Source organism: Enterobacter sp. UPMP2061 (assembly GCF_053709615.1).
The window spans coordinates 73,603-88,743 of the sequence record NZ_JBSKJP010000002.1 but is presented as its reverse complement, the minus strand read 5'-3'; the positions used below and the strand labels follow the sequence as shown (position 1 = coordinate 88,743).

Annotated in this window: 14 protein-coding genes; 3 read left to right on the top strand and 11 right to left on the bottom strand. The window is 55.6% G+C overall.

The annotated features are described in order from the left end of the window. Positions 1–154: 154 nt before the first annotated feature. From xseA to ACWKXX_RS05990, 3 genes are read left to right on the top strand one after another with little or no spacing between them, the layout of a single operon-like run. Positions 155–1,528 carry an exodeoxyribonuclease VII large subunit gene (xseA, locus tag ACWKXX_RS06000; RefSeq protein WP_017383521.1) on the top strand — a complete coding sequence of 458 codons (1,374 nt, stop codon included), beginning with the start codon at positions 155–157 and terminating at the stop codon, positions 1,526–1,528. A gap of 58 nt (positions 1,529–1,586) precedes the next feature. Next, entirely contained in the window at positions 1,587–2,606 is a 1,020-nt protein-coding gene (locus ACWKXX_RS05995) for a M4 family metallopeptidase (RefSeq protein WP_017383522.1), read from the top strand. Continuing rightward, entirely contained in the window at positions 2,607–2,957 is a 351-nt protein-coding gene (locus ACWKXX_RS05990) for a protealysin inhibitor emfourin (RefSeq protein WP_006811517.1), read from the top strand. It abuts the gene before it with no gap. On the opposite strand, the gene ACWKXX_RS05985 is transcribed toward ACWKXX_RS05990, so the two are convergent. The 11 genes from ACWKXX_RS05985 to ndk form a co-directional block, all read right to left on the bottom strand. Continuing rightward, positions 2,954–3,175 carry a zinc ribbon domain-containing protein gene (locus tag ACWKXX_RS05985; RefSeq protein ID WP_017692930.1) on the bottom strand — a complete coding sequence of 74 codons (222 nt, stop codon included), beginning with the start codon at positions 3,173–3,175 and terminating at the stop codon, positions 2,954–2,956. The genes ACWKXX_RS05990 and ACWKXX_RS05985 overlap by 4 nt on opposite strands. A 50-nt stretch (positions 3,176–3,225) precedes the next feature. Continuing rightward, positions 3,226–4,260: a Gfo/Idh/MocA family oxidoreductase gene (locus ACWKXX_RS05980; protein ID WP_261666075.1), complete on the bottom strand. Its 1,035-nt coding sequence runs from the start codon at positions 4,258–4,260 to the stop codon at positions 3,226–3,228. 61 nt (positions 4,261–4,321) lie between these two features. Beyond that, entirely contained in the window at positions 4,322–5,863 is a 1,542-nt protein-coding gene (locus ACWKXX_RS05975; RefSeq protein ID WP_047719320.1) for a peptide MFS transporter, read from the bottom strand. Positions 5,864–6,162: 299 nt separating this feature from the next. Then, positions 6,163–7,635, bottom strand: a complete 1,473-nt coding sequence (der, locus tag ACWKXX_RS05970) for a ribosome biogenesis GTPase Der (protein WP_022648998.1) — start codon at positions 7,633–7,635, stop codon at positions 6,163–6,165. 112 nt (positions 7,636–7,747) lie between these two features. Beyond that, a complete protein-coding gene (gene bamB, locus ACWKXX_RS05965) occupies positions 7,748–8,926 on the bottom strand; it encodes an outer membrane protein assembly factor BamB (protein ID WP_017383525.1) in 1,179 nt (392 codons plus the stop codon). A 10-nt stretch (positions 8,927–8,936) separates the two neighbouring features. Beyond that, positions 8,937–9,557: a YfgM family protein gene (locus tag ACWKXX_RS05960; protein ID WP_017383526.1), complete on the bottom strand. Its 621-nt coding sequence runs from the start codon at positions 9,555–9,557 to the stop codon at positions 8,937–8,939. A 13-nt stretch (positions 9,558–9,570) separates the two neighbouring features. Continuing rightward, positions 9,571–10,845, bottom strand: a complete 1,275-nt coding sequence (gene hisS / locus ACWKXX_RS05955; RefSeq protein WP_022649001.1) for a histidine--tRNA ligase — start codon at positions 10,843–10,845, stop codon at positions 9,571–9,573. Positions 10,846–10,926: 81 nt separating this feature from the next. Beyond that, positions 10,927–12,045, bottom strand: a complete 1,119-nt coding sequence (gene ispG / locus ACWKXX_RS05950) for a flavodoxin-dependent (E)-4-hydroxy-3-methylbut-2-enyl-diphosphate synthase (RefSeq protein ID WP_017383528.1) — start codon at positions 12,043–12,045, stop codon at positions 10,927–10,929. 26 nt (positions 12,046–12,071) lie between these two features. Further along, positions 12,072–13,082, bottom strand: a complete 1,011-nt coding sequence (gene rodZ / locus ACWKXX_RS05945) for a cytoskeleton protein RodZ (protein ID WP_032649072.1) — start codon at positions 13,080–13,082, stop codon at positions 12,072–12,074. A gap of 291 nt (positions 13,083–13,373) precedes the next feature. Beyond that, positions 13,374–14,540: a bifunctional tRNA (adenosine(37)-C2)-methyltransferase TrmG/ribosomal RNA large subunit methyltransferase RlmN gene (locus ACWKXX_RS05940; protein ID WP_003860623.1), complete on the bottom strand. Its 1,167-nt coding sequence runs from the start codon at positions 14,538–14,540 to the stop codon at positions 13,374–13,376. A 147-nt stretch (positions 14,541–14,687) separates the two neighbouring features. After that, entirely contained in the window at positions 14,688–15,119 is a 432-nt protein-coding gene (gene ndk, locus ACWKXX_RS05935; protein WP_003860625.1) for a nucleoside-diphosphate kinase, read from the bottom strand. Positions 15,120–15,141: the final 22 nt, after the last annotated feature.

The window sequence follows — 15,141 nt, the reverse complement described above, 5'->3', positions numbered from 1 at the left end:
ATATCTCTGACCTGGGTGGTTAAATATTGCCGTGGCATTATACAGAGCGTAACCGATTGCATCCACACTTTTTTGAAAAAAATGCTTGCGCTCACCTCTCAGCAGGTTACTATCGACTGAATAACTTGCTGATTTAGAATTTGATCCCGCTCACATGTTATCCTCTCAATCCCCCTCAATTTATACTGTCAGCCGCCTTAATCAGACGGTACGTTTGCTGCTTGAGCAGGAAATGGGACAGGTCTGGATCAGCGGTGAAATCTCTAACTTCACGCAGCCTGCTTCCGGTCACTGGTACTTTACGCTGAAAGACGACACCGCTCAGGTGCGCTGCGCGATGTTCCGCAACAGCAACCGTCGCGTGACGTTCCGTCCTCAGCATGGCCAGCAGGTTCTGGTTCGCGCCAACATTACCCTGTATGAGCCGCGCGGCGATTATCAGATTATCGTCGAGAGCATGCAGCCCGCGGGCGAAGGCTTGCTGCAACAGAAGTACGAGCAGCTCAAAGCCATGCTTTCGGCTGAGGGATTGTTCGACCAGCAGTTTAAAAAGCCCCTGCCCTCACCCGCTCACTGCGTTGGGGTCATTACCTCGAAAACCGGTGCGGCCCTGCACGATATTTTGCACGTTCTGAAGCGCCGTGATCCTTCCCTGCCCGTCATTATTTACCCAACTGCCGTTCAGGGTGACGATGCGCCGGGGCAGATCGTGCGCGCGATTGAACTGGCAAATGCCCGTCAGGAGTGTGATGTATTAATCGTTGGGCGCGGCGGCGGCTCGCTGGAAGACCTTTGGAGCTTTAACGACGAGCGCGTGGCGCGGGCAATCTTTGCCAGCCTTATCCCGGTGGTAAGTGCCGTCGGTCACGAAACGGATGTAACGATTGCGGATTTTGTCGCGGATTTACGCGCGCCCACGCCGTCCGCGGCGGCAGAGGTAGTCAGCCGTAACCAGCTGGAGCTGCTGCGTCAGATCCAGAACGGGCAGCAGCGCCTGGAGATGGCGATGGACTACTTCCTCGCCAACCGTACCCGCCGCTTTACCCAGCTTCACCATCGTCTGCAACAGCAGCATCCGCAATTGCGTCTGGCGCGTCAGCAAACCGTGCTGGAACGTCTGCGTCAGCGGATGAATTTCGCGCTGGATAACCAGCTTAAGCGGGCGGTAGCTCGCCAGCAGCGCGTCACGCAGCGTCTGAACCAGCAAAACCCGCAGCCGAAGATTTATCGCGCACAAACGCGTATCCAGCAGCTTGAGTTCCGCCTCGCGGAAAATATCCGCTCACGCCTGAGCACCACGCGCGAGCGTTTCGGCAATGCGGTCACCCATCTGGAAGCCGTCAGCCCGCTCTCCACGCTGGCTCGCGGCTATAGTGTGACCACCGCGACGGACGGCAAAGTGCTGAAACAAACGAAACAGGTTAAAGCCGGGGATGTGCTCACCACCCGGCTTTCTGACGGCTGGGTCGAGAGTGAGGTGAAAGAGATCAAACCGGTGAAAAAAACGCGCCAGCGTAAAAGCGGATAAATCTTCGCCGGTTACAAACTATACTGCTGCTATTGCCTTTTTTAATAAGGAGAGCAGCATGCCCCATCTTCATAGCGTCATCCCTCCGTATATTCTTCGTCGAATTATCGAAAGCGGTTCTGAGCCGCAGCAGCGCTGCGCCCGTCAGACCTTAACCCACGTCCAGACGCTGATGGCCCATATGCCGGGCAAACCCGCCGCGCCGCATGTGAATAAAGCCGGTCAGCTTGAGCGTGACATCTACGATGCGAAACAGACCCAGGAGCTGCCGGGTAGCCAGGTGCGCTATGAAGGCCAGCCCTCCAACGGCGATGTGGCGGTGGATGAAGCGTACGATTATCTGGGTATCACCCATGATTTCTTCTGGAAAGAATATCAGCGCGATTCGCTCGATAACAAAGGACTGATCCTCACCGGCACCGTGCATTATGGTCGGGAATATCAGAACGCCTTCTGGAACGGCCAGCAGATGGTCTTTGGCGACGGTGACGGAGAAATCTTCAACCGCTTCACCATTGCCATCGACGTGGTGGCGCATGAGCTGAGCCACGGCGTGACCGAGACCGAAGCCGGACTGATCTATTTTGAACAGTCGGGCGCGCTGAACGAGTCGCTGTCAGACGTGTTTGGCTCGCTGGTGAAGCAATACCATCTTAAGCAAACCGCCGATAAAGCAGACTGGCTGATTGGCGAGGGTCTGCTGGCAGCGGGGATTAACGGCAAAGGGCTACGTTCCATGTCTGAACCCGGTACCGCCTACGACGATCCCCTCCTCGGCAAAGACCCGCAGCCCGCGCACATGAAAGATTTCATCAAAACGCGCGAGGATAACGGCGGCGTGCATCTTAACTCCGGCATCCCCAACCGCGCGTTTTACCTGGCCGCAACGGCGATCGGTGGCTACGCCTGGGAAAAAGCGGGTTATGCCTGGTACGACACGGTTTGCGATCGCAACCTGGCGCAGGATGCGGATTTTGACGCTTTCGCAAAACTGACGATCGCGCACGGCGAGAAACGATCCGGTAGCGACGTTGGGGCGGCCATTAAACAAGCCTGGGAACAGGTGGGAGTACTGTAAATGCAGGTTCCGGAACTGACGGATGACGCCGTGGTTGAGCTGGCCCGGGAAGGCGGCGTCGCTTTTATCCCTAAGCTGAGCGGCCAGCGCACCATTGCGCTCTCCTCGCTTAATGAGGCCCAGCGCCAGCGCCTGGTGAGCATTCTTGAGCAGGCTTTCCCGCGCGGCCAGCCGCCCGGGCAAGCCTCTTCCCCCGGCAGCGGTGACCAGCGCTATTTCCGCATCCAGATTATCTGGACCGGCCAAAATCAGGCGCACTACGCCGATATCATCGTGCTGGTACCCGAGCAGGAAGCACCCGAGTCGCTGGTGGAACTGTGGCAGAAAGGTGAAGGCTGCGTGTGCGATTAACCTTCAGCCCGAACAAACTCCACGCGTTTTTTAGAGATAAGACCGTGGCCGTTCTGGCAAAAATAGTCCACCGCACCGCAGGCTTTTAGTACCTGGAGTGGCTGATGACACTCCGGGCAGCGGGCTTCGAGCGCGATATCTTTATTACAATTTTCGCAGTGCGCTACCCCGTTCAGGGGCTCCAGCGGTGTCTGGCAATCCGGGCAGGTAATCGTCATGGTGACTCCTTCAAAGCGTTCAGGTCTGCGATAATTTTACCACGTCGCGTTCAGTGCGGGCCACGCAACTGTTGCTGTAAGGTCAGCAGCAGCGTCACCTCCTCGACCCTGCGGCGCGTCGTGCGGCTCACCTGGTGCGGATCCCGTTCAAAGAGACTTTTTGCCCCCAGAATATGCTCCGCAAGGCAATGCTCGTAGATCGTACCGGGAATATGCCAGCGCTGAATTTCTTTACCCTTAATCAGCTCCAGCACATCTTCTGCGCCGCGTCGGTCGTGGCTGACGATACGCCCGTCGCGCAAATGGAAGCGTAATCCCTTTTGCCCACCCGCAGGTCCCGCGTATTTGTTAAGCCAGATGTCCACCGGCACGCCGCTGATGCTTCCCTGCAAATGCGCCTCGCCTTCCGCCGTGGTCAGATCGCCCGTTGCGATTTCGCGGTCCAGGCGGTCTTTTGCTGTCACCACCTGCAACGTCATATCGTCACTGCCGCCCAGGTAACGCACCGTTTCACGCAGCATCGCCAGCACGTGCGTACCGATATCCAGAATCACACCATCTGGATGGCGAAGCGTTCGCGCGTCTGGCTCGCCGGTGGCGAAGTTGAGCGCAATGGGCTCTCCTTCGGCGTTATACCCGCTTGGCTCCTGCAAAAAGCCTTCGATTTTGACGATGTCAGAAACATGAGCGACCAGTGATTGCTTTACGCTATCGAGACGCGCCATCCAGTGATCGAGCGCCAGCACGCGGTCGGCGGCTCCCGGTTGAGCCAGCAGCGCTTTCAGTTTTTCAATTTGGGGCAGCGTGGCGACAATCGGTTTTTCTACCACAATACGCGACGCGGGTGAGGCCAGCGCCTGCTCAAGTACCTCGAGATGGTACAGGGAGGAAGTGGTGATAAACAGGGCATCCAGCGGGTGGGAAAGAAGTTCACCGAGCGACGCGCAACGTGTGACCCCTTCAGGCTGCTTCTCGGGATGAATATCAAAACCTAAACAGCGCGGAGTATCAGGAAAAAGATTTCGTATTGCCGGTAAGTAAGCCGTTTCAACCACAGCACCAAGCCCAACAAACCCTAACAGCATGTTCTTACCTCGTTAAGTCAATTGCCGGGGCATAACGCCACCCCGGCAAGGTCGAGGTTTATCAGGCGTTAGCGGCCGGTTTAGTCTGCGCATTTTCCAGCATGCGGCGCACCGGAACAATGAGGACGATCAGCACCGCAGCACAAATCAGCAGCGCAATGGAGCAACGGGCAAAGAGGTCTGGCAGCATATCCAGCTGGTCGGCCTTCACGTGACCACCAATCAGCCCCGCAGCCAGGTTACCCAGCGCACTGGCGCAGAACCACAGGCCCATCATCTGGCCGCGCATTCTCTCCGGCGCCAGCAGGGTCATGGTCGCCAGACCAATCGGACTCAGGCACAGTTCCCCGAGCGTCAGCATCAGGATACTGCCCACCAGCCAGAACGGAGAAACCCCTGCCCCACCGTTGCTCAGCACGTTCTGCGCCGCCAGCATCATCAGGCCAAAGCCCGCCGCCGCGCACAGAATGCCGATCACGAACTTGGTGATGCTGCTCGGACGAATGTTTTTGCTCGCCAGCTTCGGCCATGCCCAGCTAAATACCGGGGCCAGCAGAATGATGAACAGGGCATTGATCGACTGGAACCACACCGCCGGGATCTCAAAATCACCGATCATGCGGTTAGTGTAGTCGTTGGCGAACAGGTTGAAGGAGGTTGGCTTCTGCTCGAACGCGGACCAGAAGAACGCGGCGGAGACCAGCAGAATAAAGCACACCAGCAGCCTTGCGCGCTCTTTGCGATTCAGCCCGGCGAAGATGAACAGATAGATGAAGTAGAGCGCGACGGAGGCGGCAATCACATACACCAGCACGCTGGCGACCGCGACCGGATTAATCACAATCACGCCCTGGGCAATCAACGTTACGATGAGTGCAACACCCACAGCCAGCGCCAGCAGCCAGGCACCCACGCCGTTACGTTTCACTACCGGACTGTTCCAGGTGGAGTCCAGACCGACTTCACTGTCGTAGCGCTTCATGGCCGGAACGGCAAACACGCGGAAGATAATCAGGGCGACCAGCATCCCGATACCACCGATACCAAAGCCCCAGTGCCAGCCGTGGGTTTTAATCAGCCAGCCGGAAATCAGAGGGGCAATGAACGAGCCCATGTTGATGCCCATATAGAACAGCGAGAAACCGCCGTCACGACGCGCATCGCCTTTTTTATACAGGGTGCCGACCATGACCGAGATACAGGTCTTGAACAGGCCGGAGCCGAGCACGATAAACATCAGGCCGATGAAGAACAGGTTGTCGCCCATGATGGCCGACAGGGCGATCGACAGGTGCCCGAGCGCAATCAAAATCGAACCGTACCAGACGGCCCGCTGCTGGCCGAGCCAGTTATCCGCCAGCCAGCCGCCCGGCAGCGCAGCGAGGTACATGGTGCCGGCAAAGATGCCGACAATCGCCGAGGCGTTTTCACGCGCCAGGCCCATCCCGCCGTCATAGACGGTGGCGGCCATAAACAGAATCAGTAGCGGGCGAATACCGTAAAACGAAAAACGCTCCCACATCTCGGTGAAGAACAGCGAACCGAGCGGATAAGGATGGCCGAAGAAGGTTCGGCTCTCTTTTTGATTAACAGAGGATTGCATAATTCTCCCGAAAAGGTATGTGTCGTGCTTGTAAACACCAGCATGTACGCCGAACGGTTACGTATCCGATCGATTTTTTACATGCGGCGAAATGTTGGTTAACCATTTGATAACCAGGCGCTAGTTTTGTCTAGTACCGAACCCTGGACTTTAAGACGAAAATTCGATGATTGTCTACTTTCTTAGATATAAACATGGTTAAAAGCGAATAGTGATTGACATCACACAGGGAAGGCAGGCCTTTTGAATGGGCGAAAAAAACCCGCGACAGGCGCGGGTTTTAGTGAGTTCGGTAAGAATTATTTGCTTTTCTTAATGTGCTTAATCAAACGCTTACGCTTACGCATCTGGTTCGGCGTCAGGGTGTTGCGTTTATTCGCAAACGGGTTCTCCCCTTCCTTGAACTGAATACGGATAGGCGTACCCATCACGTCCAGCGACTTGCGGAAGTAGTTCATCAGGTAGCGTTTGTAGGAGTCCGGCAGATCCTTCACCTGGTTACCGTGGATCACCACGATAGGCGGGTTATACCCCCCGGCGTGAGCATATTTCAGCTTCACGCGACGACCACGCACCAGCGGCGGTTGGTGGTCTTCAGCAGCCATGTTCATGATACGGGTCAGCATCGCCGTGCTCTGACGGCGGGTAGAGCTGTCATAGGCTTCACGAACGGATTCGAACAGGTTGCCAACACCACTCCCGTGCAGGGCAGAGATGAAGTGAACGCGGGCAAAGTCGATAAAGCCCAGACGGAAGTCCAGCGTCTCTTTCACCTGCTCGCGCACTTCATTGCTCAAACCGTCCCACTTGTTGACGACGATAACCAGCGAGCGCCCACTATTGAGGATAAAGCCGAGCAGAGAGAGATCCTGATCGGAGATACCTTCACGTGCGTCGATGACCAGCAGCACCACGTTGGCGTCTTCAATCGCCTGAAGGGTTTTGATCACCGAGAATTTTTCCACCACATCGGTGATTTTCCCACGCTTACGCACCCCTGCGGTGTCGATAAGTACGTACTCACGTTCATCGCGCTGCATTGGAATGTAAATGCTGTCACGCGTTGTGCCTGGCATGTCGTAAACCACCACGCGCTCTTCACCGAGAATACGGTTAGTAAGCGTAGACTTACCTACGTTTGGGCGACCCACGATAGCCAGCTTGATAGGCAGATCCTGCGGGTTGAAGTCGTCTTCCGGCTCTTCCTCGCCTTCCTCTCCGGCTTCAAACTGCGCCCAGTATTCAGCGTCCTCGTCCACCTCTTCCGGCGGGTTCACTTCATCTACCCACGGCAGCAGAACGGTTTCCAGCAGGCTGGTGACGCCACGACCATGCGAGGCCGCGATAGGATAAATATCGCCCAGGCCTAAAGACCAGAAATCCGCAACAGCCTGATCGGCATCGATGCCGTCAGTTTTGTTCGCCACCAGGAAGGTAGGCTTTTCGCGTGAACGCAGATGTTTAGCAATAGCAGAATCCGCGGGCATCAGGCCAGCGCGAGCATCCACCATAAACAGAACCACATCCGCTTCTTCGATAGCCAGCAGAGATTGCTCTGCCATGCGGGTTTCTACGCCGTCTTCCGTACCGTCAATACCCCCGGTATCGATACAGATGAACTCGCGTCCTTCCACCTCTGCACGACCGTACTTACGGTCACGCGTCAGCCCCGGGAAATCCGCAACCAGCGCATCACGGGTGCGTGTTAAACGGTTAAAAAGAGTGGATTTTCCAACGTTAGGGCGCCCGACAAGCGCGACCACAGGTACCATGTTTGAAGCCTCATAAAATTCAAAATAACGTCGCTTTCGCAGCGTTTTTAAAAATGTCAAAACGGCTCCTGAGTGAACAGGAGCCGTTTAGTATACTACAACCGCCGTGTAATTAACGCGTGATCGCGTACAGCGTGCCGTCTTTTGCCTGAATCAGCAGTTTGCCGTCAGCCACAACGGGCTCCGTCAGGAAGCCTGAGCTATCCACTTTCTGCTGTGCCACGAAGCGACCATTCTCTGGATCGATCCAGTGCATATAGCCTTCGCTGTCGCCCACCACCAGGCTGCCGTTATACAGTGCCGGTGCGGTCAGCAGACGGTGCAGCAGATCGCTCTGCGTCCACAGCGTCACGCCACCTTCGGTGCTCAGCGCCAGCAGACGGTCGTTCTGATCCACCATATAAATACGGTTGCCGTCGACGATGAAATCGTTCACGGAACCCAGCTCACGTTTCCACATGATCTGGCCGCTACGCAGGTCCAGCGCCGTCAGGTTGCCGTTGTATGCCAGCGCGTAAACCACACCGTCGACGATAACTGGCGTGGTGTCCACGTCACTCAGACGGTCAATTTCAGTTGAACCGGTCGCCTGGGAAATACGCTGCTGCCAGATCATCTGGCCCTGCTGCATCAGTACCGCGCTGACACGGCCGTTGTCACCGCCCACAATGGCGGCGCCAAAGGCGGTCGCCGGAGCAGATTCGCCACGCAGAGACAGCGCTGGCATATCCAGGTTAACCGTCCATTTTACCAGACCATCGGCTTCGTTCAGCGCCTGCAACTGGCCGTTGCTGGTATGGATCAGCACCAGGCCGTCGCTGACAACCGGACGCGACAAGGATTCACCGGCAACGGTGGTCTGCCATGCAACCGAACCGTCGCTGGCATTCAGCGCGTAAACCTGCGCTTTTTCGCTGCCCACATACACGTGACCGCCAGCAACGGTCAGGCCGCCAGAAAGCAGTGCAGGTTTACGGGAGAACCAGCCGTCTTTTTCCGCCAGGTTAATGGACCACACTTCTTTTCCGTCATCAGCGTTCAGCGCTTTAACGGTGCCTTTGCGATCGGCCGCATAGACAACGCCGTCAGCAAATGCCGGGTGCAGGTTGGAATAAAAATCGCCAATACCATCTCCCACAGAGGTGTCCCAGGCGGTGGATGGGGTGAACTGGTTTTCAACCGTCGGCAGCGGGGACATTTTAACAACGTCTTCTTCGCCACTGAACAGTGAACAACCACTCAATAACGTAACAGAAAGCAGTCCTGGCAGAAGTAATTTACGCAATTGCATTGGGTCCCTCTCAGACGGACAAATTATTTATTTTCATCTGCATCATTTCGCTCAGCGCAGGTGAAGCTTTACTATCCACGCCAGCTTGCCACGCTTTACGCGCGCCCGCTTTATCACCTTTACTCAGCAGTGCTTCACCGCGAAGATCGGCAACAATAGCGGCAAAGCCTTCGCCTTTGATGGTATCAAGCGTTTTCAGCGCGTCGTCGGCTTTTTTCTGCTGAACCTGGATACGCGCCAGACGCAGATTGATCACCGCTTTCAGATTTTCGTCACTGGCAGCAGCAAGCCCCTGAGACAGTTGCGCAGCGGCTTTGTCCAGTTCGTTTTTATCAACATACTGCTGAGCCACTTCCAGCGCAGCCAGCGCGCCGTAGGTGTTTTTGTTGTCAGCGGCAAATTTCTCCGCAGCCGTCAACGTTTGCGGCTGATCGGCACGGATTGCGCTAACGGTATTTTCGTAGTTCAGGGACGAACCGCGAGCAGAGTCAGCCTGATGATTGTTCCAGTAACGCCAGCCTACCAGCGCACCAACACCTAAAATAACCCCTACAACCAGTGCCTTGCCGTTTTCAGCAAAGAAGCGCTTAACCGCATCAACCTGGTCGTGTTCGTTCTCGTAAATTTCCACGCAGTCCTTCTCCTTAGCCCAATAGAGTGCGCAAGTGCGCCGCAACGCCATCCTGCGTTACCGTAGTTTGCTCACCAGAGCGCAGGTCTTTGACTACCACTTCGCCGTTGGCCACTTCGGACTCACCCAGCACCAGTGCGATACTTGCGCCCCACTTATCGGCACGAGCAAACTGTTTTTTAAAGTTGCCGCCGCCGTGGTTGGTCATCAGCTTAACGTCCGGCAGCGCATCGCGCACGCGTTCGGCAAGCTGCATCGCCGCAGACTGCGTATCCGCACCTGAGGCCACCAGGTATATATCGACAACAGGATCGGCTTTAAATTCCGGATTAACTGCCTGAACCAGCAAAACAAGTCGCTCAAGGCCCATCGCGAAGCCTACAGCCGGTGCTGCGCGACCACCCAGTTGTTCGACCAGACCGTCATAACGACCGCCGGCACAGACGGTGCCCTGCGAACCGAGGCTGGTGGTGACCCACTCAAATACGGTGCGGTTGTAGTAGTCCAGACCGCGCACCAGACGCTGGTTAACGGTATAAGCAATGCCCGCCGCTTCAAGCAGCTTGCACAGGCCGGCAAAGTGTTCGCGGGAATCCTCATCCAGGTAGTCACCCAACGCTGGCGCATCGTTCAGCAGCGCCTGTACGTCAGGATTTTTGGAATCGAGTACGCGCAGCGGGTTGCTGTACATACGACGCTTACAGTCTTCGTCGAGCTTCTCTTTGTGCTGTTCCAGGAACGCCACCAGCGCATCACGATAGTTCGCACGCGCTTCCAGAGAACCGATAGAGTTCAGCTCCAGGGAAACGTGCTCAGAAATACCGAGCGCACGCCACCAGCGGGCAGTAAGCATAATCAGTTCGGCATCAATATCTGGTCCTTGCAGACCAAACACTTCCACGCCAAGCTGGTTGAACTGACGGTAGCGGCCTTTTTGCGGACGTTCGTGGCGGAACATTGGGCCGATATACCACAGGCGCTGCTCCTGATTGTACAGGAGACCATGTTCGATGCCGGCGCGTACGCAACCCGCCGTCCCCTCAGGACGCAGAGTCAGGCTGTCGCCGTTGCGGTCCTCAAAGGTGTACATCTCTTTTTCAACCACGTCGGTTACTTCGCCGATCGCGCGTTTGAATAACGGGGTCTGCTCTACAATCGGCAAACGAATTTCGCTGTAACCGTAGCTGCCGAGCACCTGCTTCAGTGTGCCTTCAATGCGCTGCCAGATGGCGGTTTCGCCAGGCAGATAATCGTTCATGCCGCGGATGGCTTGAATGTTTTTTGCCACGTTTATTCTCTTTCTATATACAAAAAAGAACCCAAAGAATGGGTTCAATCATACATGGGAAGCAGCCTGCTTCCCATCACGTTATTTTTCAACCTGCTGAACGCTGATGCGCTTCGCTTCGTCCATCATCGTCGCTTTCGCGCGAATCCGGGCTTCGAGCTGGTCGATCATATCACTATTATCCAGACGATCTTTACGAACGCCATCTTCATAGAGACCACTTTTCTTGTTACCGCCGGTCACGCCCAGCGTGGACACCAGCGCTTCACCCGGACCGTTCACCACGCAGCCGATGATGGAAACGTCCATTGGGGTGATGATGTCTTCCAGGCGCTGCTCCAGAGCATTCACGGTGCCGATCACGTCAAACTCCTGACGTGAACAGGTTGGGCAGGCAATGAAGTTGATCCCACGCGCGCGGATACGCAGTGATTTCAGGATGTCGAAACCGACTTTGATCTCTTCCACCGGATCGGCGGCCAGGGAGACGCGTAACGTGTCGCCGATGCCTTCAGAGAGCAGCAGGCCGAGACCAATCGCCGATTTTACCGAACCGCTGCGCAGACCGCCCGCCTCGGTGATCCCAAGGTGGAGCGGCTGATCGATCTGTTTTGCCAGCAGACGATACGATTCAACGGCCAGGAAGACGTCAGACGCTTTCACGCTCACTTTAAACTGATCGAAGTTAAGGCGATCCAGATGATCGACGTGACGCATTGCGGATTCGAGCAGCGCCTGCGGCGTCGGCTCACCGTACTTTTCCTGGAGATCTTTTTCCAGAGAGCCAGCGTTCACGCCGATACGGATTGGAATGTTTTTGTCGCGGGCGCAGTCAACCACCATGCGAATGCGCTCTTCGTTGCCGATGTTGCCTGGGTTAATACGCAGGCAATCGACACCATATTCAGCGACTTTCAGCGCGATACGGTAATCGAAGTGAATATCGGCAACCAGCGGAACGCTCACCTGCTGCTTGATCAGTTTGAACGCCTCGGCGGCATCCATGGTCGGTACAGAGACGCGAACAATGTCCGCGCCTACGCGTTCTAATGCTTTGATTTGATTGACCGTCGCTTCTACATCCGTAGTACGCGTATTGGTCATCGACTGGACGGCGATAGGCGCCCCATCGCCGACTGGCACGTTCCCAACGTAAATCCGTTTCGATTTTCTACGTTGAATAGGAGCCTGGTTATGCATGTAAAATCTCCCGCATTGCCCGTCTGTTACTGTGCTGCTGATTGTTCGGCATTAACGGTAAGACGCGCAACCTGGTTAGTTCTGATAAAGCGGCTCAGATCGACAGGTTTTCCTTGATACTGGATCTGTACCGCTGCCGGTGCGCCGATTTTAAGCTTGTAAGGTGCCTGGCCCGTTAGATTTAACGTGCCATCTTTACGTTGCAGGCCGCTGAACAGCTTTTTACCTGTCGCATCAGTCACTTCCAGCCAGCAATCCGCCGTGAAATTCATCACCAGCGCATTCGGATCAACGGCAGGTGCCGCCGTACCCGCCGGGTCAGTTGGCAGTGACGCCGCGGTGTTATCTGCCGGTGCCGTTGCCGCAGGGGCGGTATCAACATTGGCCTGTGAAGGTGATACGACCGCGTTTTGATCCTGGGCCTGGGTGGCTGGTGCGGTATTCGCCGTCGCTTCTGGCGTCGTCGCTGGCTCGGTTGCAGGCGTGCTGCTTGCTGCCGCCTGAGGTTCGCTGGAGGTCGCAGCTCCTTCGGTGCTCAGCGGCACGCTTTGCGCGCCGTTATTACCAGACTGATTGAGCTCAGCGGAGGACTGATCGGCCATCGTCGTGATCTCTTCCTGCTGCGCTTTGTGGTTTTGCCACCACCATGCGCCCGTCAGGCCGACAACCACGAACAGGACCAGCCAGGTAAAGCTCATCAGCCAGCCATCGCGTTTTTTACGACGTTTACCCAGAGAGAAGCTCTGCATCGGCGCAACTTTTGCCGCACGCACAGGCGCCTGCTTCTCCATCATCGGCAGTAATTCGTCTTCAGGGATATGAACCAGTTTGGCGTAAGAACGGATATAACCGCGCAGAAACGTTGAAGCCAGATCGGCGGGTGCCTTATCTTCTTCAATATCGCGAACGGTGGAAACCTTCAGGCACAGGCGTTCTGCAACGGCTTGCTGGCTGAGTCCGAGTTGTTCACGGGCGTTGCGAAGACGAACGCCAGTGGAGAGTGCTGCATTTTGATCGTGAGTGGCTTCAGTATTCATTCGCTACAACTACTGGTACGTGAAAATAAGGGTTCAGGTGCCGGTGAGTCACAATGCCACCCGCACCGCGAAACTTTAGGTCAGTTAACCTGGAACAAACAGTATAAGACTGTCGGGCCGCAGATGACAGCGCTGGCAGGCCTTCACGCTAAACTGTTGTTACGTCGTTACATACTGCCCGAAAGTCGTATGAAACGCACCGTAATTATTAATCAGTCATAATGATTGTGACTGAATATTCAGTAAATTAATGCCTCACGGCGCAAAAAACGCGCCGTGTCTGCATAATAATCAAACGGTTTTGACCGCGATTGACTCACCCTGCATGCGCTTACGCAGCGTACGTTTGGTACGGTCAATAACGTCACCCGCCAGCTGACCACAGGCTGCGTCGATATCATCGCCACGCGTTTTACGAACGATGGTGGTGAAACCATACTCCATCAGCACTTTTGAGAAGCGATCGATACGGCTGTTCGAGCTACGGCCATACGGCGCGCCCGGGAACGGGTTCCATGGGATCAGGTTGATCTTACATGGCGTATCTTTCAGCAGTTCAGCCAGCTCATGTGCATGTTCGGTACCGTCGTTAACATGATCCAGCATCACGTACTCAATGGTCACGCGGCCCTGGTTCGCGTTAGATTTCTCCAGGTAACGGCGCACGCCAGCCAGGAAGGTTTCGATATTGTACTTTTTGTTGATCGGCACAATTTCGTCACGGATGGCGTCGTTTGGCGCGTGAAGGGAGATGGCCAGCGCAACGTCAATCATGTCGCCCAGTTTGTCCAGCGCAGGCACAACGCCGGAAGTAGAGAGCGTAACGCGGCGCTTGGACAGACCAAAACCGAAATCGTCGAGCATGATTTCCATCGCCGGAACGACGTTGGTCAGGTTGAGCAGCGGTTCACCCATCCCCATCATCACCACGTTGGTGATTGGACGTGTACCGGTGACTTTCGCCGCGCCCACGATTTTCGCGGCACGCCAGACCTGGCCGATGATTTCCGACACGCGCAGGTTACGGTTAAAGCCCTGCTGCGCCGTAGAGCAGAATTTGCACTCCAGCGCACAGCCCACCTGAGAAGAGACGCACAGCGTGGCGCGATCGTCTTCCGGGATATACACGGTTTCAACGCGCTGATCGCCAACGGCAATGGCCCACTTGATGGTGCCATCTGAAGAGCGCTGCTCTTCCACCACTTCCGGTGCGCGGATTTCCGCCACTTCTTTAAGCTTATTGCGCAGCACTTTGTTGATGTCCGTCATGTCATCAAAGTTGTCGCTGCAATAGTGGTACATCCATTTCATGACCTGATCGGCACGAAATGGCTTCTCGCCCATCTCTTTAAAGAACTCGCGCATCTGCTGACGGTTCAGGTCCAGCAGGTTAATTTTTCCATTTTTATTGGGAACCGCAGGAATGGCGACTTCGGAGGTATTCACTAATTCAGACATAATTTTTTCCGGCCTCGTTGTTACACGTTGTGGCCCTTGGTGGGTTGAAAAGAAACGCCCCGGTAAGCAGTCTGCTCGTCCGGGGCGTTGCATTGTACAAAGTCTGGCGCAGGGATGCCACGTTTGCACGCGGCATTTACGAAATTATTAGCGAGTGCGCGGGCACACTTCGCCTTCAGCGAAGAAGAACGCGATTTCGCGCGCAGCAGATTCAACAGAGTCGGAACCGTGGGTGCCGTTCTCGGTGAAGCTGTCTGCATAGTCGGCGCGCAGAGTACCTGCCAGCGCGTTGTCCGGGTTGGTTGCACCCAGCAGATCGCGGTGACGCTGTACCGCGTTTTCGCCTTCCAGTACGGATACCACAATTGGGCCAGAAGTCATGAACTCGACCAGACCATCAAAGAATGGGCGACCTTCGTGCTCAGCGTAAAAACCGCGAGCCTGCTCAACGGTCAGGTGCAGCATTTTGGTGCCAACGATCTTAAACCCTGCTGATTCAAAGCGAGCGAAGATGCTGCCAATAACGTTTTTTGCCACCGCGTTTGGTTTGATGATGGAAAAAGTACGTTCAATAGCCATTGATAACCTCTGTAAAATGTTC